The sequence below is a fragment of the Dactylosporangium sp. NPDC050588 genome, from assembly GCF_040654975.1.
GTDB lineage: Bacteria > Actinomycetota > Actinomycetes > Mycobacteriales > Micromonosporaceae > Dactylosporangium > Dactylosporangium maewongense.
In genome coordinates, this window is the sequence record NZ_JBFAJA010000002.1 from 147,222 (window position 1) to 169,819 (window position 22,598).

The 22,598-nt window shown below is 72.6% G+C and carries 18 protein-coding genes; 8 read left to right on the forward strand and 10 right to left on the reverse strand.

The window, feature by feature from the left end:
• The first annotated feature begins 25 nt into the window (after positions 1-25).
• Positions 26-1,042, forward strand: coding sequence for a non-homologous end-joining DNA ligase (gene ligD / locus AB0I21_RS01870; protein WP_360558318.1), 1,017 nt, complete (start codon positions 26-28; stop codon positions 1,040-1,042).
• Here the strand turns inward: ligD and AB0I21_RS01875 are convergent, their stop codons facing one another.
• From AB0I21_RS01875 to hemG, 4 genes are all read right to left on the reverse strand, one after another.
• A complete protein-coding gene (locus AB0I21_RS01875) occupies positions 1,043-2,593 on the reverse strand; it encodes an alpha/beta hydrolase (protein WP_360558319.1) in 1,551 nt (516 codons plus the stop codon).
• Positions 2,590-3,708 carry an ATP-dependent DNA ligase gene (locus tag AB0I21_RS01880; protein WP_360558320.1) on the reverse strand — a complete coding sequence of 373 codons (1,119 nt, stop codon included), beginning with the start codon at positions 3,706-3,708 and terminating at the stop codon, positions 2,590-2,592. Before AB0I21_RS01880 ends, AB0I21_RS01875 begins: the two co-directional genes overlap by 4 nt.
• A 959-nt stretch (positions 3,709-4,667) precedes the next feature.
• Positions 4,668-5,366: a hydrogen peroxide-dependent heme synthase gene (gene hemQ / locus AB0I21_RS01885; protein WP_344503150.1), complete on the reverse strand. Its 699-nt coding sequence runs from the start codon at positions 5,364-5,366 to the stop codon at positions 4,668-4,670.
• A 4-nt stretch (positions 5,367-5,370) separates the two neighbouring features.
• A complete protein-coding gene (hemG, locus tag AB0I21_RS01890; RefSeq protein ID WP_360558322.1) occupies positions 5,371-6,744 on the reverse strand; it encodes a protoporphyrinogen oxidase in 1,374 nt (457 codons plus the stop codon).
• A gap of 58 nt (positions 6,745-6,802) precedes the next feature.
• On the opposite strand from hemG, the gene AB0I21_RS01895 reads away from it, so the two are divergent.
• Positions 6,803-7,558: an SDR family oxidoreductase gene (locus AB0I21_RS01895; RefSeq protein ID WP_360558324.1), complete on the forward strand. Its 756-nt coding sequence runs from the start codon at positions 6,803-6,805 to the stop codon at positions 7,556-7,558.
• Positions 7,559-7,684: 126 nt separating this feature from the next.
• On the forward strand, positions 7,685-8,845 hold the full coding sequence (locus AB0I21_RS01900; protein WP_360558326.1) for a HEAT repeat domain-containing protein: 1,161 nt from the start codon (positions 7,685-7,687) through the stop codon (positions 8,843-8,845).
• Here the strand turns inward: AB0I21_RS01900 and hemE are convergent.
• Positions 8,842-9,849 carry a uroporphyrinogen decarboxylase gene (gene hemE / locus AB0I21_RS01905; protein ID WP_360558327.1) on the reverse strand — a complete coding sequence of 336 codons (1,008 nt, stop codon included), beginning with the start codon at positions 9,847-9,849 and terminating at the stop codon, positions 8,842-8,844. The two genes, AB0I21_RS01900 and hemE, sit on opposite strands and share 4 nt — an antisense overlap.
• A gap of 81 nt (positions 9,850-9,930) precedes the next feature.
• On the opposite strand from hemE, the gene AB0I21_RS01910 reads away from it, so the two are divergent.
• Complete coding sequence (locus AB0I21_RS01910; RefSeq protein ID WP_360558329.1) at positions 9,931-10,479, forward strand: DUF3000 domain-containing protein; 549 nt, start codon at positions 9,931-9,933, stop codon at positions 10,477-10,479.
• Between the two features lie 45 nt (positions 10,480-10,524).
• On the opposite strand, the gene AB0I21_RS01915 is transcribed toward AB0I21_RS01910, so the two are convergent.
• Together AB0I21_RS01915 and AB0I21_RS01920 are read right to left on the reverse strand one after the other, a co-directional pair.
• Positions 10,525-11,343: a hypothetical protein gene (locus AB0I21_RS01915; RefSeq protein ID WP_344503156.1), complete on the reverse strand. Its 819-nt coding sequence runs from the start codon at positions 11,341-11,343 to the stop codon at positions 10,525-10,527.
• 93 nt (positions 11,344-11,436) lie between these two features.
• Positions 11,437-12,378, reverse strand: a complete 942-nt coding sequence (locus AB0I21_RS01920) for a trypsin-like peptidase domain-containing protein (RefSeq protein ID WP_344503158.1) — start codon at positions 12,376-12,378, stop codon at positions 11,437-11,439.
• 520 nt (positions 12,379-12,898) lie between these two features.
• Here AB0I21_RS01920 and AB0I21_RS01925 point away from each other — a divergent pair.
• From AB0I21_RS01925 to AB0I21_RS01940, 4 genes are all read left to right on the forward strand, one after another.
• Positions 12,899-14,173, forward strand: a complete 1,275-nt coding sequence (locus tag AB0I21_RS01925; RefSeq protein ID WP_344503159.1) for an HRDC domain-containing protein — start codon at positions 12,899-12,901, stop codon at positions 14,171-14,173.
• Between the two features lie 101 nt (positions 14,174-14,274).
• On the forward strand, positions 14,275-15,468 hold the full coding sequence (locus tag AB0I21_RS01930) for an acetyl-CoA C-acyltransferase (protein ID WP_344503160.1): 1,194 nt from the start codon (positions 14,275-14,277) through the stop codon (positions 15,466-15,468).
• On the forward strand, positions 15,465-17,534 hold the full coding sequence (locus AB0I21_RS01935; protein WP_360558330.1) for a 3-hydroxyacyl-CoA dehydrogenase NAD-binding domain-containing protein: 2,070 nt from the start codon (positions 15,465-15,467) through the stop codon (positions 17,532-17,534). The genes AB0I21_RS01930 and AB0I21_RS01935 overlap by 4 nt, the downstream gene beginning before the upstream one ends.
• A gap of 123 nt (positions 17,535-17,657) precedes the next feature.
• Positions 17,658-18,752, forward strand: coding sequence for a peptidoglycan DD-metalloendopeptidase family protein (locus AB0I21_RS01940; protein ID WP_344503162.1), 1,095 nt, complete (start codon positions 17,658-17,660; stop codon positions 18,750-18,752).
• 105 nt (positions 18,753-18,857) lie between these two features.
• On the opposite strand, the gene AB0I21_RS01945 is transcribed toward AB0I21_RS01940, so the two are convergent.
• The 3 genes from AB0I21_RS01945 to AB0I21_RS01955 all read right to left on the reverse strand — a co-directional run bounded on the left by AB0I21_RS01945 (position 18,858) and on the right by AB0I21_RS01955 (position 22,562).
• On the reverse strand, positions 18,858-20,615 hold the full coding sequence (locus AB0I21_RS01945) for a diguanylate cyclase (RefSeq protein ID WP_360558331.1): 1,758 nt from the start codon (positions 20,613-20,615) through the stop codon (positions 18,858-18,860).
• Between the two features lie 82 nt (positions 20,616-20,697).
• A complete protein-coding gene (locus tag AB0I21_RS01950; protein WP_360558333.1) occupies positions 20,698-21,900 on the reverse strand; it encodes a HAMP domain-containing sensor histidine kinase in 1,203 nt (400 codons plus the stop codon).
• Positions 21,897-22,562, reverse strand: coding sequence for a response regulator transcription factor (locus AB0I21_RS01955; RefSeq protein WP_344503167.1), 666 nt, complete (start codon positions 22,560-22,562; stop codon positions 21,897-21,899). The genes AB0I21_RS01950 and AB0I21_RS01955 overlap by 4 nt, the downstream gene beginning before the upstream one ends.
• Between the last annotated feature and the right edge of the window lie 36 nt (positions 22,563-22,598).

Below are 22,598 nucleotides of genomic sequence, written 5' to 3' on the forward strand. Positions count from 1 at the left end.
AGCCGCGACGCGTAGGGTGCTTGGCATGGCCGATGCGCTGGAGATCGAGGTCGCTGGGCGGCCGGTGCGGCTGACCAGTCCCGACAGGGTCATGTTCCCGGAGCGCGGCTTCACCAAGCGCGACGTGTTCGAGTACTACGTGGCCGTCGGCGACGGGATCATGCGGGCGCTGGGCAACCGGCCGACGACGTTGCAGCGGTTCCCCGAGGGGATCGGCGGCGAGATGTTCTTCCAGAAGCGGGTCCCCGCCCGGGGCGTGCCGCCGTGGCTGGAGACGGCGCAGATCGCGTTCCCCAGCGGGCGCAAGGCCGACGAGCTGTGCCCCGCCGACCTCGCGCACGTGGCGTGGGCGGCGCAGATGGGCACGATCGTGTTCCACCCGTGGCCGGTGCGTAAGGCGCACGTCGACCACCCCGACGAGCTGCGCATCGACCTGGACCCGCAGCCGGGCACCGACTTCGCCGACGCGGCCGTCGTGGCGAGCGAGCTCAAGGCCGTCCTCGACGAGCTCGGCTGGAAGGGCTGGCCGAAGACCAGCGGTGGGCGCGGTGTCCACGTGTACGTGCGGATCGAGCCGAAGTGGACGTTCGTCGAGGCGCGCCGGGCGGTGATCGCCCTGGCGCGTGAGGTGGAGCGGCGCCGACCCGACCTCGTGACCACCAAGTGGTGGAAGGAGGAGCGGGGCGCGCGGGTGTTCGTCGACTTCAACCAGATGGCCCGCGACCGGACGATCGCGTGCGCGTACTCGCTGCGCGCCAACGCCCGGGCCACCGCGTCGACGCCGCTGCGCTGGGAGGAGCTGCCGGACGTCGAGCCCGACGACTTCGACCTGCGGACGGTGCCGGAGCGGATCGCGAAGCTCGGCGACGCCCACGCCGGCATCGACGAGTCGCCCCACGACATCACCCCGCTGCTGGAGTGGGCCGAGCGTGACGCGGCGAACGGCGAGGGCGACATGCCGTACCCGCCGGAGTATCCGAAGATGCCCGGCGAGCCGATGCGGGTCCAGCCGAGCCGGGCCCGCAACAACGTGGAGCAGTAGCTACTTCTCGCAGGTGAGCTCGGCGGGCGGGACGCGCAGATCGATCAGGTACCGGTTGACGGCGTCGATCACGCAGCCGGTCTTCGGGTAGGCGGTGTGCCCCTCACCCTTCCACGTGATCAGCGTGCCGACGCCCAGCATCTTCGCCAGCGCCGGCGCCTGCTCGTACGGGGTGGCCGGGTCGCCGAGCGTGCCGATGACGACGATCGGCGCCGAGCCGGTCGCCGCGCCCGTCGGGTACGGGTCGCGCTTGCCGGGCCACTGCGCGCAGATCAGGTTGAGCGCGAGCGCTCCGCCGAACAGCGGGTACTTCTGCCGCCACTGCGGCTGCAACGCCCTGGCCTGCTCGACCGTCGGGGTGTCGTCGCTGTCCGCGCACCCGACGGCGGCGTTGGCGTCGAACATGTTGGTGTACTTGCCCTCCGGGTCGCGCTCCGCGTACGAGTCGGCGAGCTGGAACATCTTCTCCGGCTTGCCGTTGCGCAGGTCCTGCATCGCCTGCGCAAGGACCCGCCAGCCGGATTCGCTGTACAGCGACGACACCACCGCGGTGAAGACCCAGCCGGCGGTCGCGTTGCGCCCCTTGCCCGGCACGGGGCTGGTCCGGGCATCCGCGATCGCCTTCGTGACCACGGCCCGCGGGTCGGGCCCGATCGGGCAGGCGGTCACGTTGGCCTTGCACCAGGTGGTGAAGTTGTCGAAGGCGTGCTCGAACCCGGCGGCCTGCTTCTCCGCGGAGTCCTTCATCGACAGCGTCGGGTCGACCGCCCCGTCGAGCACGAACGCGCGCACGTTCTTCGGGAACAGCTGCGCGTAGACGGCGCCGAGCAGGGTGCCGTAGCTGTAGCCGAGGTACGTCATCTGCTGCTCGTCGACCGCCGCCCGCAGCGCGTCCATGTCCCGGGCGGTCTGCTCGGTGGAGTAGTAGCGCAGTTTGTCGCCGTACTTGTCGCCGCAGCTCTGCGCGAGCTTGCGGGTCAGCGCGACCGACTCACCGAACGTCGCGTCGGTCTGCGGGTCGGGGTCGATGCCGAAGTTGGCGTCCAGGTCGGCGTCGGAGAAGCACTTCACCGGCGACGACCTGCCGATGCCGCGCGGGTCGAAGCCGATCACGTCGAAGCGGCGGACGACCTCGGCCGGCAGGTACACCGACCGGTAGACGGCATACTCGACGCCCGACGCCCCCGGTCCGCCCGGGTTGATGAACAGCGACCCCACCCGGTCCCGCTGCGTCGTCGACCGGCCGCGGACCATCGCGACGTCGAACGTGCCGGATCCCTCGGGGTTGTGCCAGTCCTGCGGGACCTTGACCGTGGCGCAGTCGTACTTCACGTTCTGCGGCGGGCTGGAGAAGATCCCCTTGTAGACGTCGGGGCACGGCTTCCACTGCGCCGGCTCGACCTTCACGCCGGACGAGGTCGTGGGCGCGACCGACGGCCGGTCCAGCCGCCGCGCCTCCTGCGACGGGTCGGTGGGAAGGCTGCCGCACCCGCCGAGCAGCGCCGTGACCAGCAGGACCGCGAGTGAACGCCGTGCGACGCGAGCGCTCAAGGCCGCCCTGCCAGCACGGACTCCACGTCGAAGCGGATGGGCCGGTCGAGCTGCTCATACGTGCACGAGCGCGGCTCGCGGTCGGGCCGCCAGCGCTTGAACTGGGCGGTGTGCCGGAAGCGGTCGCCCTCCATCGCGTCGTAGCCGACCTCGACGACGAGCTCCGGCCGCAGCGGCACGAACGACAGGTCCTTCTTGCCGGTCCAGCGGCTCACACCGCCCGGGAGCCTGGTCGCGGCGTCGCCGGCCGGCACCGACTCGAGGCTCGCGGCGGCGGCGCCGGGGATCTGGCCCGCCCAGTTCCACGGGTGGTCGACGACGCCCTCCCGGTACGCCTCGAGCTCCTCGACCAGCTCGGCCCGGCGCTCCCGGGTGAACGACGCGGCCACCCCGACGTGGTGCAGGCGGCCCTCCTCGTCATACAGCCCGAGCAGCAGCGACCCGACGATCGGCCCGTCCTTGTGCCACCGGAACCCAGCCACGACGGCGTCGGCCGTGCGCGCGTGCTTGATCTTGAACATGCTGCGCTTGCCGGGCTCGTAGGCGCCCCCGGCCGGCTTCGCGATCACTCCGTCGAGCCCGGCGCCCTCGAACCGCGCGAACCAGTCCCGCGCCACCTCGATGTCCGTCGTCACCGGCGTCACGTGCACCGGCGCCACGACGCCCGACAGCGCCTCGACCAGCCTGGCGCGGCGCTGCGCGTAACCCACCTCGACCAGCGCCTCGTCCCCGACCGCGAGCAGGTCGAACGCGACGAACGACGCCGGCGTCTGCTCCGCCAGCAGGTTGACCCGCGACGCCGCCGGATGGATCCGCTGCCCGAGCAGCTCGAAGTCGAGCTTCGGCTCGCCTTCCCCACGCCGGATCACGATGATCTCCCCGTCGACGACGCAGCGCTCCGGCAGCTGCGCCAGGACCTGCTTGACGACCTCGGGAAAGTAGCGTGTCAGCGTCTTGCCGCCCCGGCTGGCGAGCTCGACCTCGTCACCGTCGCGGAACACGATGCAGCGGAACCCGTCCCACTTCGGCTCGAAGCTCATCCCCTCCGCGCTCGGCAGGCTGGGAATACTCTTGGCCAGCATCGGCTCGACGGGAGGCATCACCGGCAGATCCACCCTGCCACACTAGCTGTTTCCGGCCCCGGGCATGCCCCAGCCGCTCCCCCATGATCCGCCAGCCTCCCGCCCCCACACCGCCTCCGGGACACACAAGCCCTTCCGGACCACGCGACGGCATCTCGAAGGACGCGCGAACGGTGCGGACAGCGCCGACGCCGTGGCACACCCCAGCCGCGCTCCCCCAGCTGCCGACCTCCCACACCCAACGCCGCATCCCGACGCACAAAGTCTTCCGGATCACGCAAACCACCACCCCACGCCCCGCCCCGCAGACGCACAACACGAGGACTTCCGGATCACGCCACCACCGCCGACGTCGCGCACCCGACGACGCACCGCAGACCCACAAAACACAAACTCTTCCGGATCACGGAAACCCCGCCCGGCGCCACGCACCCAAGGCGCCCCACAGACGGACCCACACGATCTTCCGGACCACGCCACCACCACCGACGTCGCGCACCCGACGACGCACCGCAAACCTACGAAACACAAAGTCTTCCGGATCATGCAAACCACCACCCCACGCCCCGCCCCGCAGACGCACAACACGAGGACTTCCGGATCACGCCACCACCGCCGACGTTGCGCACCCGACGACGCACCGCAGGCCTACAAAACACAAACTCTTCTGGATCACGGAAACCCCGCCCGGCGCCACGCACCCAAGGCGCCCCGCAGACGGACTCACACGATCTTCCGGATCACGCCACCACCGCCGACGTCGCGCACCCGGCCGCGCACCGCGGACGCAAGAGCACAGGGTCTTCCGGATCACGCGACCACCACCCACGCCGCACCCCAGCCGCGGACCGCAGACGCACCAGCGCAAGGTCGTCTGAAGTCGCGCGGTCATCGCTCGGCGGCGCGCCGCGAGCGGGCGTGCGGGCGTGCGAGCGGGCGGGCGGGCGGGCACAGGGTTTCCGGATCGCGCGGCGGCCATCGCCCGGGTGGGGCTACGGCAGGTTGGCGACCAGGTCGGCGATGTCCCGGCGGCGGCCGGTATAGAAGGGGACCTCCTCGCGGACGTGGCGCCGGGCGGTCGAGGCGCGCAGGTCCCGCATCAGGTCGACGATCCGGTGCAGGTCGTCCGCCTCGAACGCGAGCATCCACTCGTAGTCGCCGAGCGCGAAGCTGGCCACCGTGTTGGCGCGGACGTCGGCATACCCGCGGGCCATCTTGCCGTGCTCGGCGAGCATGGCGCGGCGCTCCTCGTCGGGCAGGAGATACCACTCATACGACCGGACGAACGGATACACGCAGACCCAGGCCCGGGCCTCCTCGTCGGCGAGGAACGCCGGGATGTGGCTCTTGTTGAACTCGGCGGGCCGGTGCAGCGCCATCTGCGACCAGACGGGCGCGAGGTGGGCGCCGAGGGCCGTGCGGCGCAGCGCGGCATACGCCTCCTGCAGCGCCTCGGCGCTCGGGGCGTGCCACCAGATCATGAGGTCGGCGTCGGCCCGCAGCCCCGCCACGTCATAGGTGCCGCGGACCACGACGTCCTTCGCGGCCAGGTCGGCGAGGAACCCGGCCGCCTCCGCGGCGACCTCGGCGCGGGCCGACGGGTCGAGCGGGGTCTTCGCCTGGAACACCGACCACATCGTGTAGCGGATCGAGTCATTCAGCTCGCGGATGCGCGCGGCGTTGGTGGTCATGTCCCTATCCTTCCAGTGCCTCGAGCAGGGCGTCGGCAGCAGTCCGCCCCGACGTGACGCAGGCCGGGATCCCGACGCCGTCATAGGAGGCGCCGGCGACCGTGAGCGGCGGATGTCCGGGTGCGGTGCTGTGGGCCGTCAGCTCCGCCCGCAGCTGCCCGACCCGGTCGCGATGATGCGGCGCGTACTGCGGGAGCGCCCCTCCCCACCGGAACACCGCCGCGTCCACGGGGTCGGGCAGCCGGTCGGCGCCGATCAGGCGGGCCACCTCGGCACGGACCAGGTCGAGCAGATCGGCGTCGGAGCGCTGGAGCTGCGCCTCGTCGCCGGCCCGGCCGACGGAGGCGCGGACGATGGTGAGCCCGGACCGCCGCAGGTGTGACCACTTCTGGTCGAAGAACGTCACCGCCTTGACCGCGAACCCCTCCGTCGCCGGCACGAGCAACCCCGACAGCTCGGGCAGCTTCGTGGCCGGCAGCGCCAGCGCGACGAGCCCGACGCTGGCATAGTCCAGCGGCACGCCACGCAGGCCGGCGGTGGACAGCAGGCGCGCCGCGGGGGTGGCGGGCACGGCGAGGACGACGGCATCGGCCGCCAGCGTGGACGGCGAGTGGGTCGAGCCGATGGTGAGCCGCCACCGGGAGCCGTCCCGGCGCAGGTCCCGCACGGGCAGGCCGAGCCGGACGTCGGGCAGGGTGGCGGCGACCGCGTCGACCAGCCGGCTCATGCCGCCGCGGATCGCGCTGAACACCGGCGCGCCGGGCGTGCTCCGCCGGGCGGCCAGGGCGGCCCTGACCGCCCCGGTGAGGGTGTCGGAGCGCTCCGCGGCGTCGGCCAGGGCGGGCAGCGCCATCCGCAGGGACAGGTGGTCGGCGCGGCCGGCATAGACGCCGCCGAGGAGGGGCTCGACGAACCTGTCGACGACGAGGTCGCCGCGGCGGGGGCGGACCAGGGCGCCGACGGTGACGTCCTCGCCGGGGCGCAGGAGGGGCGCGGCGGCGGGGCGCTCGGGTGGGTCGGTGTCGACGGGGATGCCCATCAGGGTGCCGGGCGGCAGGTCGTGGAGGGTGCCGCCGGCGGCGACCGCGGCCTTGGAGGTGGCGGGGTGCACGATGGCGTCGCCGAGGCCGACCTGCTCGGCCAGGCGGACGGCGGCGCTCGGGCCGCCGGCCGGGTCGCCGGACAGGAACGACTCGGCGCCGCGCTCGACCGGGCCGCCGGCCAGCTCGACGGTGCGCAGCTTGCCACCCGGCCGGTCGCTCTGGTCGACCAGGATCACGTCGAAGTGCGGGGCCCGCTCGCGCAGCCGGTGCGCCGCGGCCAGGCCGGCGATGCCGCCGCCGATCACCGCGACCCGCCGCCGCGCTCCCTCGGTCACGCCCTCGCCCCCCGATCAGGTGCCGCCCCGCTCATGTCCCCGAGTCTATGGTCGGCGTATGACAGAAACGCGAGTGGCAGTCGTCACGGGTGCGGCGCAGGGCATCGGGCGGAAGACCGCTGAGCTGCTGGCCGAGGAGGGGTACCAGCTGGCGGTCATCGACACGAGGGCGGCGGACCTCGACGGACTGATGTTCGAAGGGGACGTGTCGGACGAGGCGACCGTGGCGCGGTTCGTGGCCGAGGTCGAGTCGGTGTACGGGGGCTGCGACGTCCTCGTGAACAACGCCGGCATCGCGTCGATCGCGCCGGCCGAGGAGACCGACGCGGCGCAGTGGCGGCGGGTCCTGGACGTGAACCTGACCGGTCCGTTCCTGCTGTGCAAGGCGTTCGGGCGGCGGATGCTCGTGCGCGGCTCGGGGTCGATCGTCAACGTGGCCTCGGTCGCAGGGCTGATGGGTGTGGCCGACCGGGTGGCGTACAACTCGAGCAAACACGGCCTGATCGGCATGACGCGCACGCTCGCGGTGGAATGGGGCGGGCGTGGCGTCCGGGTCAACGCCGTCTGCCCCGGCTGGGTGAAGACGGAGATGGACGACGAGTCGCAGGCGTCGGGGGCGTACGCGGACACCGACATCACCGAGCACGTGCCGATGGCGCGGTTCGCGCAGCCCGAGGACATCGCCAAGGCGGTGGCGTTCCTCGCGGACCCGGAGCGGTCCGGGTTCGTCAACGGCGCCGCGCTCTCCGTCGACGGCGGGTGGGCGGTGGACGGCTCGTGGCAGTCGCTGCGACTGGACAGCCGGGGACGGTGAGCCCTGGGACGTACACCCGAAGTGCGTCGATATGTCGTCGGGTCGGGCGATTCTGACCAGCGAGATGTCCATCTGTGGGACGAACCCCTCTGGAAGATCTCGCCGGAGGCGCGCACACTCTCTCGGATGAGCGACCTCGCGTCCTCCCGACCGTCCCCGGACGAGCCGAGCGACCGCGCGCCGGCCCCCGGCGGTGGCCACCCGCCCTGGTCCGCCGAACCCTGGTCCGCCGAAGCGTGGACCGCCGAGCCCTGGACCACCGACCCGTGGCAGATCGGCACCGGCCGGCTCGAATCGGGCAACGGCGGCTCGGACCCGCTCGCCGACGTCATCGCCGACCTGGCCGACCACCTGGCCGACCCCACCGACCCCAGCGACCCGGCCGACCCGGCTGTGGCCGCCGCGGCGGCGGCAGCGGCGGCCGCCGCGCGGGCGGTGCCGGTCGACGACGTGGAGCCGACCGCGAGGACGATCTCGGCGCTGCTGGCGGACACGACGACGACGCCGGCCGAGCTCGCCGACGCGGTCGCCTGGTGCTACGACGACGAGGCGCTGCCCCTGCTGCTGCCGCTGATCCACCACGCGGACGCACGGGTGCGGCGGGCGGTCGCGCAGGCGTTGCCGAGCGTCCTGGGTGAGGCACCGCCCGACGACACCGTGCGGGCGCTGCTGGTGCTGAGCAACGACCCGGACGACGACGTGCGCGACTGGGCGTGTTTCGCGCTCGGCACCCAGCTGTCGGAGGTCGACGCCCCGGTGCTGCGCGACGCGCTGGTCGTGCGGCTCGACGACCCGCACGACGACACCAGGTGCGAGGCGCTGCTGGGCCTGGCCCGGCGCCGCGACGAGCGGATCCTGCCGGTGCTGCAGGAGCGGCTCGCCCGCGACAACGTGTTCTCGCTGGAGATCGACGCCGCCGGCGCGCTCGGGCACCCGTCGCTGCACACGCTGGTCCGCGGGCACCTGTCGGGCTGGGACGACGACGTGGTGGCGCGGGTGTGCGCGGCGCTGCGGCTGACGGACCCCGACGGTGTCGGCGACGACCTGCTCGACGGGCTGGCCGAGTGGTTCACCTGCGGCGCCCCGCACGCCAGCGACGAGGACCGCTACTGGTGGTCGGTGACGCTCCAGCTGCTGGAGCACGCCGAGTACCGGGCGCCGGAGATCGCCGAGCAGGTGCATGCCCGGCTCGCCGGCGAGGCCCGCGCCACGTCGCTGATGCTCGGCTCGCGACTGGCCCAGCTCGCCGGCGACCACGGCTGGTGGCGCTGGAGCCCCACCTACTAGGACGCGTGGATCAGGGACACCAGGCGGGTCAGCACGTCGGGATCCGTTTCGGGCATGACGCCGTGCCCGAGGTTGAAGATGTGCCCGGGCGCCTTGCGACCTTCGGCGATCACCCGGAGCGCCTCCTGCTCGACGACCTCCCAAGGCGCGAACAGCACGCACGGGTCGAGGTTGCCCTGGAGGACCTTGCCGGGCACCCGCGCCGCGGCCACGTCCAGCGGCGTGCGCCAGTCGACCCCGACCACGTCGGCGCCGGCCTCCGCCATGGCCGGCAGGAGCTCGCCGGTACCGACGCCGAAATGGATCTTCGGAATGCCGGCGATCCCGTCAAGGACGCGACGGGAGTGCGGCAGGACGAAGCGCCGGTAGTCGGCCTCCGACAGCGCCCCGGCCCACGAGTCAAACAGCTGCACCGCGTGCACGCCCGCGTCGGCCTGCACCTGGAGGAACGTGAGGGTGATGTCGGCGAGCCGCGCGCACAGGGCGTGCCAGACGTCGGGCGCCCCGTACATGAGGGCCTTCGTCTTCACGTGGTGCCGTGACGGCCCGCCCTCCACGAGGTAGCTGGCGAGCGTGAACGGCGCCCCGGCGAAACCGATCAGCGCGGTCTCGCCCAGCTCGGCGAGCAGCAGCCGGATCGACTCGGCGACGAACCCGACCGCCTGAGGGTCCAGCGTCGGCAGCGAGTCGACGTCGGCCATCGTGGCGACGGGTGAGGCGACGACGGGGCCGGTGCCGGCGACGATGTCCAGGTCGACGCCGGCGGCCTGGAGCGGCACGACGATGTCGCTGAAGAGGATCGCGGCGTCGACGTTGTGGCGGCGGACCGGCTGGAGGGTGATCTCGCAGACCAGGTCTGGGCGGCGGCACGACTCGAGCATGCCGATGCCGGCGCGCACCGCGCGGTACTCGGGCAGGGATCGGCCGGCCTGGCGCATGAACCAGACGGGCGGGTGCGGCACCGCCTGCCCGCGGGCGGCACGCAGCAGCAAGTTGTCAGTCATAGCGAGGTCATCGTTTCACTGCGTGCACTTCGGCGGCGCGGCGGCACCCCCCGAGCGGCTCCGCGGCCTTACGCTTCCGGTATGGCGCCATCGACCGCGACTCCCCCAACGTTCACCCGGGCGGTGGAGGAGCTGCGCGCGTTCACGGCGCGGCCCGAGATCGAGCTCGAGGAGATGCCGGCGCCGCAGCGGCTCGCGCCGTTCGCCCACGCCATGAGCGGCACCGTGCTGCGCGACGGTGACGAGGTCGCGACCGGGCGGCTGATCCTGCTGCACGACCCGGCCGGCCACGACGCGTGGGACGGCACGATGCGGCTCGTCACGTACGTGACGGCCGAGATGGAGGCGGAGCTCGCCGCGGACCCGCTGCTGCCGCAGGTCGGCTGGAGCTGGCTGACCGACGCCCTCGAAAGCCACGGCGCGTCCTACACGGCGATCGGCGGGACGGTCACGCAGACGCTGTCGACCCGCTTCGGCGACCTCGCCGGCCCGCCGACCGCGGCCGACCTGGAGATCCGGGCGTCATGGACGCCGACCGACGGCGACCTGCAGGCCCACGTGAGCGCCTGGTGCGCGCTGCTCGCCTCGACGGCCGGCCTGCCCCCGCCGGGCGTGACAGCACTCCGATAAAGCAGAGGGCGGACCCTTTCGAAAAGAGCCCGCCCTCTCGGTGATTCAGAGTCCGAGCAGCGTGTCGGCCTCGTCGCACGGCTTCTTCATCTCGGTGATCTTGTTCTGCAGCGTCGTCTTGTCGCCCTTGTTGGACGCGTCCAGCGCCTCGATCAGCAGCGACAGGCACTTGCCGATGACGTCGCGCTGACGCTTCGCCTCGGTGCTGTCGGCCGTGACGCCGCGCAGCTCCTGCTGCGCCTTGGCGAGCTCGTCGGCCTTCGACTTCAGGTCGCCCTTGGTCTTGTCCAGCTCGCCCTGCGTCGAGGTGATGGTGTCCTGGCGCTGCGACGCGAGCTTCTCCGACTTGTCGAGCTTGCCGCTCTTGTCGAAGTACAGCCCGACGAACACGCCGGCGGCGATGACCGCGAGGGCGAGCAGGCTGGCGAGGATCGGCACCGCCACGCTCTTCTTCGGGGCCTGGCCGGGGGTCTGGTAGCCGCCCTGGGCGTACCCGGGCGGGCCGGAGACGGGGCCGTACGCGGTGGGCGGCGCCGACATCGGCGGGCCGGACATCGGCGGGGCCGACATCGGCGGGTTCGCCATCATCGGCGAGGTCGGCGGCGCGGAGACCGACGGCTCGAGGTTGTAGGCGGCCGGCTGCGGCTCGCCGTAGGCCGGCATCTGCTGCGTGCCCTGGTCGTACGGGTTGAACTGCGGCTGGCCGTAACCCTGGTCATGGGTCGGGGCGGGCTGCGGCGGCACCGGGGCGCCGTACGGGTTCTGCGGCGCGGCCGGCGGCGGGTAGGCCCCCTGCGGCGCGTTCGGGTCGGGGTAGGCGTAGCCCTCGTTCGGGTTCCCCTGGGGGTTGCCGGGGTATGTCATGGTCGTTTTCCTCCTGAGAATCCTTCCGGGCAAGCGCCCCGGCCAGGGGTGTAGCTGCCGTCGCGACCGGGACGCGGCGGCGTGGTGCAGCTGTCAGCAGATGCTGATCGTTTGGCAGACCACCGAGATCGGGATGGCCAGGCCGATGCCTTCGGCCTCGCGCGCCTTCAACGTCGCGACGCCGACCACTTCCTTCTTGGCGTTGAACACGGGGCCGCCGGAGTTGCCGGGGTTGATCGCCGCGTCGAACTGCATGAGGTCCTCGCCGCTCATCGAGCGGAACGCGCTGACGACGCCGGTGGTGACGGTGTCCTCCAGGCCGAGCGGCGCGCCGACGACGAGCACGGGCTCGCCGACCTTCGGCACCTGCGCGGCCGGGACGAGCCGGGCGAACTCCTCGTCGGTGTGCAGCAGCGCCAGGTCCTTGTCGGGGTGCGCCTCGATGATCTTCGCCGGGAAGCGCTGGTTGGTCCGCTCGATGCTGACGTCGCGCTCGCCCTTCTCGTACGCCTCCTGCACGACGTGGTAGTTCGTGATGAGGTTCGTGCCGCCGCCCGAGGGGGCCTTGCCGAGCGCGAACGACGTGCCGGTCGCGTACTTGGTGGTGACGCGGAACACGCTCGGGCGGACGCTCTCGGCGACCGCGGCGGCGTCGAGGTTGCCGCCGGTCTTCGCCTCGAGCTTGTCGGCGCGGTCCTCGAGCGCCTTGAGGCGGGTCTCGTCCGTGGTCTTCGCGGCGGTGGCGGCCTTCTCGGCCTTGTCCAGGCGGGACTCGAGACGAATGATGAACGCCGCCTGCACGCCGACGACCACGAGCAGGACCACGGCGATGACCAGGGCGAGGACTCCGCTGCGGCCACGGCCCGCGGCCGGCTGCTGCGGGTGTTGCACGAGGTGCGGCGGCCCACTGTGCGGCGCCGGCCCGGCTGGTGCCGAAACCGGCCAGGCGCTGGTCGGCTGGGCCGGGAAGCCACCGGTGGCCGGCCCGTCCGCGGGCGACACGCCGGCGGCCGGGAACGCTCCGGTCTGGGTCATACGTGGAGGAAGTGGACCGAGCCGCTCCGAATCTTCGCCGAATCGGTCCGTGTGCCGCGGACGATCGTACGAATCGGAGGTTCCGGAAGCCACCGGGTTGGAAGGGTCATACCCGGCCGTCATGCTTCTCGTTTCCTTCCTGTCACTTTTCCACCCGTTTGTCCCGCGACCCGGTCGATGTGCGGCCTCGCAGTCGGCCCCACCCTAAACCGCTCGCACAAGCCCCGCGACCTCCGAGGCAACCAACGGACAGAACCGGAAGTACCAGTTCCGCCCGCGCTCGCGACCGTACCGGCACGGGCGGGCTTTGTCCGTCCCGAAATGACGTGTCGCGGGCCACCGGAACGGCCCGTGGACCGGCCGCCGGAACGGTCCGTGAACCGGCCGCCGGAACGGCCCGTGGACCGGCCGCCGGAGCGGTCCGTGAACCGGCCGCCGGAGCGGTCCGCGGGCGGACGGAAACCGACGCGCCGGACCCGGCTGCATCGGCGTTCCGGTGCCGCAACGTACCGTGGTCCGGGTGACCGACGAACCCCCCGCGCGGCGTCGGGACGAGGAGCCAGACAGTCCGGACAAACCGGACGACAAGACCGAGCCCGTCCTGCTGACCGCCCCCCGAGACGGGACGCCCGAGCCGATCACCGACCGGGCCGAGCTCGCGCGTGCCGTTGAGCGGTTCGCTCAGGGCAGCGGCCCGGTGGCCGTGGACGCCGAGCGCGCCTCCGGCTACCGGTACACGCACCGGGCCTATCTCGTGCAACTGCGCCGTGCCGGTGCCGGCACCGTCCTGATCGACCCCCTGCCCTTCGGACAGCTGCCAGAGCTCGACGAGGTGATCTCGCCCACCGAGTGGATCCTGCACGCCGCCAGTCAGGATCTGCCGTGCCTGACGGAGCTCGGGCTACGCCCCACCCGGCTCTTCGACACGGAGCTCGCGGCGCGGCTGTGCGGCTTCGAACGGGTCGGCCTGGCCGCCCTGACGGAGTCGCTGCTGGGGTACACCCTGGAGAAGCACCACTCGGCGGCCGACTGGTCGACGAGGCCGCTGCCGACCTCATGGCTGACATACGCGGCGCTGGACGTCGAGCTGCTGCTGCAGCTGCGCGACACGCTCGCCGAGGAGCTGCACGAGCAGGGCAAGACGGAGTGGGCGGCGCAGGAGTTCGCCGCGCTGGTCGCCTCCGCCGGCGACCCGCCGCGGGTGCGGGCCGACCCGTGGCGCCGCACGTCGGGCATCCACCGGGTCCGGGGCGCCCGCGCGCTCGCCCGGGTCCGCGCGCTGTGGCACGCCCGCGACGAGATCGCCGCCCGCCGTGACGCGAGCCCCGGCCGCGTCCTCGCCGACGCGGCCATCATCGCGGCGGCCGAGGCCGACCCGAAGGACGAGCGGACGCTGCTGGCCCTGGCCGGATTCGGCGGGCGGTCGGTGCGCCGGCTCGCGCCGACGTGGCTGGCCGCGCTGTCGGACGCCAGGACGCTGACCGACCGGGAGCTGCCCACCACCCCGCCGTCCGACGGTCCCCCGCCGCCGCACCGGTGGGCCGAGCGGGACCCGGTCGCGGCGGGCCGGCTGGCGCGCTGCCGCGAGCTGGTGACCAGCCTCGCCACCGCCAACCGGGTGCCGCCGGAGAACCTGATCACCCCGGATTCGGTACGGCGGCTCGCCTGGTCCCCTCCGGAGGAGCTCACCGAGGAGGCCGTCGGCGCGGTGCTGTCCGGCTACGGCGCGCGCCCGTGGCAGGTCGCGCTGGTGACGCCCGGCCTCACCGCGGCACTGGAGGTGCCTTCCGAGTAGGGCGCCTTCCGGGCAGGACGGCGGGGTGTGGGCGGATCCACAGGCGCGGCGGACTTACTGGCGAGTAACATTGCCGGTAATTCGTCGCTAGGAGGACACCCGTGCCCCGTCCCGTCCGCGACGTCGTCTTCGTCGACGGCGTGCGCACCCCGTTCGGCAAGGCCGGTGGGATGTATGCCAACACCCGCGCCGACGACCTCGTCATCCGCTGTATCCGGGAGCTGCTGCGCCGCAACCCGCAGCTGCCGCCGGAGCGGGTCGACGAGGTCGCGATCGCGGCCACCACGCAGATCGGCGACCAGGGCCTGACCATCGGCCGCACCGCCGCCCTGCTGTCGGGCCTGCCCAAGACCGTCCCCGGCTACTCGATCGACCGCATGTGCGCCGGCGCCCTGACCGCGGTGACCACCGTCGCCGGCGGCATCGCGTTCGGCGCCTACGACGTCGCGATCGCCGGCGGCGTCGAGCACATGGGCCGCCACCCGATGGGCGAGGGCGTCGACCCCAACCCGCGCATCATCGCCGAGAAGCTCGTCGACCCCTCGGCGCTCGTCATGGGCGCCACCGCGGAGAACCTGCACGACCGGCTCCCCGGCATCACCAAGGAGCGCGCCGACAAGTTCGGCTACGCGTCGCAGGTCAAGACCGCCGCCGCCTACAAGGCCGGCAAGCTGCAGCCCGACCTGGTCAGCGTCGCCACCCGCGACCCGGAGGCCGGCTGGGGCCTGGCCACGGTCGACGAGGCGCCCCGCGACACCAGCCTCGAGAAGCTCGGCACGCTCAAGACCCCGTTCCGGCCGCACGGCAAGGTCACCGCCGGCAACGCCGCGGGCCTCAACGACGGCGCCACCGCCGCCATCATCGCGGCCGAGGACGTCGCCCGCGAGCTGGGCCTGCCCGTCGGCATGCGCCTCGTCTCCTACGGCTTCGTCGGCGTCGAGCCCGAGGTCATGGGCTTCGGCCCGGTCCCGGCGACCGAGAAGGCGCTGCGCCAGGCCGGCCTGGGCATCGACGACATCGGCCTGTTCGAGCTCAACGAGGCCTTCGCCGTGCAGGTCCTGGCGTTCCTCGACCACTTCGGCATCGCCGACGACGACCCGCGGGTCAACCCGTGGGGCGGCGCGATCGCCGTCGGGCACCCGCTGGCGTCCTCCGGCGTGCGGCTCATGACGCAGCTGTCGCGGCAGTTCGCCGAGCACCCCGAGGTCCGCTACGGCCTCACCGCCATGTGTGTCGGCATCGGCATGGGCGCGTCCGTGATCTGGGAGAACCCGAACTGGGAGGGCGGCAAGTGAGCACGACCATCAGCAACCCGAACGAGGTCGTGACCAAGGCGCTGCTGCGCTTCGTGACGCTGCCCTCACGGGACCGCGCCGCGGTCATCACGCTCGACAACGGCTTCGACCACACCAAGCCCAACTCGTTCGGCCCCGGCGGGCTGGCCAGCCTCGACGCGGCCATCGACGAGGCGATCGCGGCCGCGCCGAAGTTCATCGCGGTCACCGGCAAGCCGTACATCTTCTGCGTCGGCGCCGACATCACCGCCATGCCGCTGCTCACCGAGCGCGAGCAGGCCCTGGAGCTCGGCCGCTACGGCCACAAGGTGTTCCGCAAGCTCAAGGATTCCACGGTACCGACGTTCGCCTTCATCAACGGCGCGGCGATGGGCGGCGGCCTGGAGGTGGCGCTGCACTGCCACTACCGGACGGTCTCCGCCGGCGCCGCGGCGCTCGCCCTGCCCGAGGTCGCGATCGGTCTCGTGCCCGGCTGGGGCGGCACCCAGCTGCTGCCGAACCTCATCGGCATCGCGCCGGCCGCGCAGGTCATCATCCAGAACCCGCTCACCCAGAAGACCCTCAAGCCGGCCCAGGCCCGCGAGCTCGGCATCGCCGACGAGATCTTCGAGCCGGCCGACTACCTGGAGCGGTCCCTCGCCTGGGCGGAGGGTGTCGTCGACGGCACGGTCACCGTCACGCGCCCGGAGATCGACCGGGACATGTGGGACGGCGTGCTGTTCTTCGCCAAGCACCAGCTCGACGAGCGGCTGCACGGCGCCGTCAACTCCGCCAACAAGGCCCTCGAGCTGCTGGCGCTGGCGCGCAGCGCACCGTTTGAGGAGGGCACGGCGGCCGAGGACGAGGCGCTCGCCGACCTGCTCATGGGCGACCAGTCCCGGGCCAGCCTCTACGGGTTCGACCTCGTGCAGCGCCGCGCGAAGCGGCCCGCGGGCGCGCCCGACAAGGGCCTCGCCCGCGACGTCAACAAGGTCGGCATCGTCGGCGCCGGCCTGATGGCCTCGCAGCTGGCGCTGCTCTTCGTGCGCCGGCTCGAGGTCCCGGTCGTGCTCACCGACCTCGACCAGGCCCGCGTCGACAAGGGCGTCGGCTACGTGCTCGCCGAGATCGACAAGCTCGTGTCGAAGAAGCGCCTCGACCCGGGCAAGGCCGCCAAGTACCGGGGCCTCGTCAGCGGCTCGGCCGACAAGGCCGCCTTCGCCGACGCCGACCTGGTCCTCGAGGCCGTCTTCGAGGACCTCGGCGTCAAGAAGCAGGTCTGGGCCGAGGTCGAGAAGATCGTCCGCGACGACTGCGTCCTGGCGACCAACACCTCCTCGCTGTCCGTCAGCGAGCAGGCCGCCGGGCTCGCCCACCCCGAGCGGGTCGTCGGGCTGCACTTCTTCAACCCGGTCGCGATGATGCCACTGCTGGAGATCGTCCGCGCCGAGCAGACCGACGACGCGACGCTCGCCACCGCGTTCGCCGTCGGCAAGGCGCTGAAGAAGTCCTCGGTGCTCGTGGCGGACCGGCCGGCGTTCGTGGTCAACCGGCTGCTGACCCGCTTCCTGGGGGTCGTCACCGCCGCCGTCGACAACGGCACCCCGATCGAGGTGGCCGACTCCGCCCTCGACCCGCTCGGCCTGCCGATGCGGCCGATGGCGCTGCTCGGCATGGTCGGCCCGGCCGTCGCGCACCACGTGGCGGGGACGCTGCACGCGGCGTTCCCGGACCGGTTCGGCGTGTCAGCCAACCTGGGCCGGGTCGTCGCGGCCGGCAAGCGCGGCTTCACCGACGCCGAGGGCAACCCCGACCCGGAGGTGCTGGCGCTGCTGGAGGTCGGCTCCTCACCGTCGACGGCCGAGGAGCTGCGCGACGAGGCGACGGCGGCCCTGGCCCGCGAGATCCGGCTGATGCTGGACGAGGGGGTCGTCGCCGACCCGCGCGACATCGACCTGTGCATGATCCTCGGCGCGGGCTGGCCGCTGCACCTCGGCGGGGTCACGCCGTACCTCGACCGCGAAGGCATCTCCGAGAAGGTGACCGGCGCCCGCTTCCTCCCGCCGGGCGTGGCCAACGCGCCGTAAGTTCACCCTATCGAGCAGATGTTTCGGTAAATATCGGATTTGGACCCCGCCGGCGCCTAGCGTTGGCGGGGTTCGCTCGCAGTCCCCCCGGCTGCACGGCTCACTCGTCCCCGGGGGTGCACCATGCGCAAAATCATGTCCGTCGCCGCGCTGTTCCTGCTGACGCTGGCGTATCCGGTCGATGCGCAGGCTGCCTCTACGGCGACCGTGGTCTCCCCGAAACGCCCGCTGAACGTCCGGGCCGGCAGCGCCGTGTGGACGGCACCGCTACGGACCCTGCCGCACGGCAGTTCCGTCGCCATCGACTGCCAGGTCAAGGGCCAGCTCATCAACCAGGGCAGCGTCCGGGTCACGGACCTGTGGGACCGGCTCACCGACGGCTCCTACGTCTCCGACGCGTGGATCCGCCGCGGCGGTGCCATCCCCGCCTGCGGCCCGGCCGCGCCCGTCGCTCCCGCCGCGGTGCCGGCCGCCGCGAACACGACCACCGGCACCGTCGCCTCCGGCTCCATCCCGCTGAAGGCCCGCACCGGCCCCGCGCACGGCGCCCCGCTCATCGCCGCCCTGGCCGACGGCACCCCGCTGACGCTCGTCTGCCAGCAGCGCGGCGAGAACATCGTGGGCACGCAGCGCGTCACCCCCATGTGGAACCGCCTGCCGGAAGGCACGTTCGTCTCCGACGCCTACGTGCGCCGCACCGCGACCCCGCCCCCGTGCACCGCGGCCAACCAGCCCGTCGCCGCCCCCGCCGCACCGGCTTTCGGCGCGTGGACCAACCCGCTGCCCGGGTTCCGGGCCCGTCCCGGCTTCCGTACCGCCAACAACCCCAGCCACATCGGCGTCGACATCATGTCCTTCACCGGCACCCCGATCCACGCCGCCTCCGCCGGCACCGTCGCCGAGGTCGTCTGCAACATCGAGGCCGGCCACAGCTGCGACCAGACGGGCAGCGCCTCGGTCGGCGGCTGCGGCTGGTACGTGAAGATCCAGCACCCCGGCGGCATCGCCACCCTGTACTGCCACATGGTCCGCAAGGCCCTGGTCCAGCCCGGCGAGCAGGTCAAGGCCGGCCAGGTCATCGGCTACGTCGGCAGCTCCGGCAACTCCTCGGCCCCGCACCTGCACTTCGAGGTCCACATCAACGCCCCGCCCACCGGCCCCCAGAACGCCATCGACCCTCTCCCCTTCATGCGCACCCACGGCGCCCCCATCGGCTGACGCTGTAATTCCCCCCACCGCTGCCGCGGCGGGTTGCGGCGCGGAGCGGCGCATTGGGGCCGCGGGTGAGAATCCCCGCCGGGACCCGCCGCGGCAGCGGGGGGACTACAGCGCGCGGTGGCGGCCGGGGCGGTCGGGGCCGCGTTTGGCGGCGTACATGGCCTGGTCGGCGGTGCGGAGGACCTCGTCCGGGTCCTCGCCCGGGCCCGCGAGGTGGAGGCCGACGCTGGCACCGATGCGGACCTCGTTGCCCACGACGTCGAAGGGTTCCGACAGTGACGCGCGCAGCCTGGTCGCGAGGGCGGCGGCGTCGTCCGGGGTGACGACGCCGGGCAGGAGCAGGACGAACTCGTCGCCGCCGACGCGGGCCAGCACGTCCGTGGGGCGCAGGCAGAGGGAGAGGCGCCCGCCGACCTGACGCAGGAGCTCGTCGCCGGCCTCGTGGCCGAGCTCGTCGTTGACTGGCTTGAAGCCGTCGAGGTCGACGAAGAGCACGCCGACAGGGGTGTGCTGCAGGGAGGCGGTGAGGCGCTCCTGCAGGCGGCGGCGGTTGGGCAGGCCGGTGAGCGGGTCGTGGTGGGCGTCGTGGGCGAGGCGGTCCTGCATCTCGCGGCTGTCGGTGATGTCGCGGGCGTTGATGACGACGCCGTTGAGTGCGGCGTTGTGCAGCTGGTTGGAGGCGGTGAAGTCGAACCAGCGGTGGTTGCCGTCGGCCTGGGAGACCCGGACCTGCATGCGCTCCAGGCCGCCTTTCTCGTCCAGCAGCGCGGCGAAGCGTTCGCGGACGTGCTGGCGGTCGTCGGGGTGCAGCAGGTCGAAGACGGACGTGCCGACGGCGACGAAGCCGAGGATCCGCTTGCCGCTGGGGCTGGAGTACACGACGGACCCGTCGTCGTCCAGGACGGTGACGACGTCCGGGGCGTGCTCGACGAGGGCGGCGAAGCGCTCCTCGGCACGGCGTCGGACGAGCTGCGAGCGGTACCCGAGGACGGCGAGCCCGGCGACCCCGACGAGGAGCATGGTGAGCAGCGCCAGGTTGATGGTGAGGCTGCGGTTGCGGACCGGGCCGTCGAAGGTGGCGGTGGACTGGGTCCGCACGTACGCCCAGCCGCCGGGCAGTCCACCGTGGACGGCGGCGATCATGGACCGGCCGCCGGAGCGGTACGTGACGAACACCGACTCCTCGGAGCCGATCTTCTTGATGATCTCCGAGTCGACCATGGTGCCGACCGCCGAAGGGTCGCTGGAGGCGCCGACGATGCCGCCGGCGTCCACGACAAGGGAGAGGTGCGACGGGTCGCTGAGCTTTTCCAGGTACACCTGGAGCTGCCCCTTCAGGACCGGGATGAAGCCATAGATGAGCGCGACGGGATCGCTGCCGACGACGATGGGCACGGCGACCGCCTGGACGAGGGTGTCCTTGACCGTCATCAGGGAGGAGAAGCCGGGCCTGCCCAGCGCCAGCCCGGAGATCAGCGACTTCCAGCCGACCGCCGCCTGGTCGGGGAACAGGTTCGCGGCCTTCGTGGCGTTGACCGGGTTGCCGGTGAGGTCGGTGAGGACGACGCCGTACGAGAAGAACGTCGACTTCTTGGCGTACTCGACGAGAGCGGCCCGGTCGCCCGCGTCACCGGGGGTCAGCGACAGGGGGTGGCTGGCGACGAAGTCGTTGAGCTCCTTCGCCGAAAGAAGAAGCAGCTGCTCGACCAGGCCGCCGTTGTTGGTGGCGAGGGCGAGGGTGTCGGCGCGGTGCACGGTCTCCGCGGCCCGCAGCGCGGAACGGTTGACCGAGATGCCGACCGCCCCGATCGCCAGCAGCAGGGCGGCGCTGATGCCCACGACCAGCCAACTGCGCAGCCGCATCCGGGTTCCTCCGACGTGTCTGTGGAGGTCTCATCGGCGGCGAAGAGGGCGGAACTGAGAAACTGTGCCCGCGATCACAGCGTCACTGAGATTTGACCGGCGCCGTGCCCGTCAGCACCGGCGTGACCGCCGCGGCGGGGAGGCTGACGGTCACCTCGAGGCCGCCGCCGTCCAGGGCGACGGCGCTGACCCCTCCCCCGTGCGCCTCGCAGACCGCGCGGACGATCGACAGGCCCAGCCCCGAGCCGCGGGCACCGGTGCGCTCCCGCCCGCCGCGCCGGAAGGGCTCGAAGAGCACGGGCACGTCGGCCGGGGCGACCTCGAAGCCGGTGTTACCCACGACGAGCCAGGCGAGGGTCTCGTCCGTGCCGGTGCGGACCCAGATGCGCCCGCCGAGGTGGTTGTACCGGACGGCGTTCTCGACGAGGTTGCCGGCGAGCCGTTCGAGCAGCCCGGGGTCGCCGACGACCCGCGCCGGCGCCAGGTCGGTGGTCACGTCCAGGGTGAGCCGGGTGATCTCCTTGCCCATCGCGGACATGGCGGCGGTGACGCCGGTGGCCAGGTCGGTGGGGACCTTCCGCCCGAGCCGCCGGCCGGCCTGCGCTTCGGTCCGCGCCAGCAGCAGCAGCGACTCGACGAGCGCGTTGGCCCGCATGGACGCGTCGCGCACGACGTTGGACATGCGGCGGAACTCCTCGACGTCGGCCTCCGGGTCGTCGAGGGTGACGTCGACCTCGGTCCGCATGACGGCGAGAGGGGTCCGCAGCTCGTGCGAGGCGTTGGCGACGAAGCGTTTCTGGGTGTCGAACGCCTCGCTGATCCGGTCGAGCATCGCGTCGAACGTCTTCGCCAGCTCCGACACCTCGTCGTCGGCGCCGTCGTAGTTGATCCGGGCGTCGAGGGTCTCGCCGGTGAGCCGCTGCGCGGTGGTGGTGACCTTCTGCAGGGGGCGCAGCGCCCGGCCGGCGACGACGTACGCGCCGGCGACCCCGACCGCGCCGATGAGCAGCAGCGCGAGGCTGCCGCGGGTCACGAGCTCCCATTCGGCGGCGTCGGCGAGCTCCGTCTGCCACTGGCGGGCGTCGACCTCGCTGCCGTCCTGCAGGACGATCCGGGTGCCGGGCTGCAGCTCGTCGGCGGGCCGGATCGCGCTGTCGACGAGGATGTAGGCCAGCACCACGAGCACGAGCCCGGCGCCGACGAGCAGGATGCCGTTGAGCAGGGTGAGCCGCAGCCGCAGCGTCGGGCGGAACACGGCTGCGCGGCGGGCGTCGTAGATCGTCATTCGGGTGGCCTGGTCCTGTATCCGGCGCCGACGACGGTCTCGATGAGCGCGGGGTCGCCGAGTTTCTTGCGCAGGGTCATCATCGTGACCCGCACGGTCGTGGTGAACGGGTCGGCGTTGGCGTCCCACACGCGCTCGAGCAGCTCCTCGCTGGACACGACGGCGCCGCGGGCCTTCAGCAGCTCCTCCAGCAGCCCGAACTCCTTGCGGGTCAGGTCGAGCGGCTGCCCGCCCCGGGTCGCGACCCGCTTGGCCTGGTCGAGCACGAGGTCGGCGATGGTCAGCACGGGCGGGGCCGCGGGGGTCGCCCGGCGGCCCAGCGCCTGGACCCGCGCGACCAGCTCGTCGAACGCGAACGGCTTCGTCAGGTAGTCGTCGGCGCCGATCTGCAGCCCTTCGACCCGGTCGGCGACGCTGCCGCTCGCGGTCAGCATCAGGACCCGGGTCAGCGCCCCGGACGCGACCAGGTCGGCGCAGATGTCGTCGCCGTGGACGCCGGGCAGGTCGCGGTCCAGCACGACCACGTCATAACGGGTGACCATGGCCATCTCGTGGCCCTGGGTGCCGTCGTACGAGACGTCGACCGCCATGCCCTGTCGTCGCAGCCCTCGCACGATCGCGTCGGCGAGGTGCCGCTCGTCCTCGACCACCAGCACGCGCACGCCACATCACCCCCACCCGGTCGGGCCAGTGTCAGG

Excerpts from the sequence above, each read along its gene's own strand:
- ligD (WP_360558318.1), top strand. The coding sequence starts at position 26 with ATGGCCGATGCGCTGGAGATCGAGGTCGCTGGGCGGCCGGTGCGGCTG.
- hemQ (WP_344503150.1), bottom strand. The coding sequence starts at position 5,366 with ATGACCACCAACGCCGCGCGCATCCGCGAGCTGAATGACTCGATCCGC.
- AB0I21_RS01895 (WP_360558324.1), top strand. The coding sequence starts at position 6,803 with ATGACAGAAACGCGAGTGGCAGTCGTCACGGGTGCGGCGCAGGGCATC.
- AB0I21_RS01900 (WP_360558326.1), top strand. The coding sequence starts at position 7,685 with ATGAGCGACCTCGCGTCCTCCCGACCGTCCCCGGACGAGCCGAGCGAC.
- hemE (WP_360558327.1), bottom strand. The coding sequence starts at position 9,849 with ATGACTGACAACTTGCTGCTGCGTGCCGCCCGCGGGCAGGCGGTGCCG.
- AB0I21_RS01910 (WP_360558329.1), top strand. The coding sequence starts at position 9,931 with ATGGCGCCATCGACCGCGACTCCCCCAACGTTCACCCGGGCGGTGGAG.
- AB0I21_RS01915 (WP_344503156.1), bottom strand. The coding sequence starts at position 11,343 with ATGACATACCCCGGCAACCCCCAGGGGAACCCGAACGAGGGCTACGCC.
- AB0I21_RS01920 (WP_344503158.1), bottom strand. The coding sequence starts at position 12,378 with ATGACCCAGACCGGAGCGTTCCCGGCCGCCGGCGTGTCGCCCGCGGAC.
- AB0I21_RS01940 (WP_344503162.1), top strand. The coding sequence starts at position 17,658 with ATGCGCAAAATCATGTCCGTCGCCGCGCTGTTCCTGCTGACGCTGGCG.
- AB0I21_RS01945 (WP_360558331.1), bottom strand. The coding sequence starts at position 20,615 with ATGCGGCTGCGCAGTTGGCTGGTCGTGGGCATCAGCGCCGCCCTGCTG.
- AB0I21_RS01950 (WP_360558333.1), bottom strand. The coding sequence starts at position 21,900 with ATGACGATCTACGACGCCCGCCGCGCAGCCGTGTTCCGCCCGACGCTG.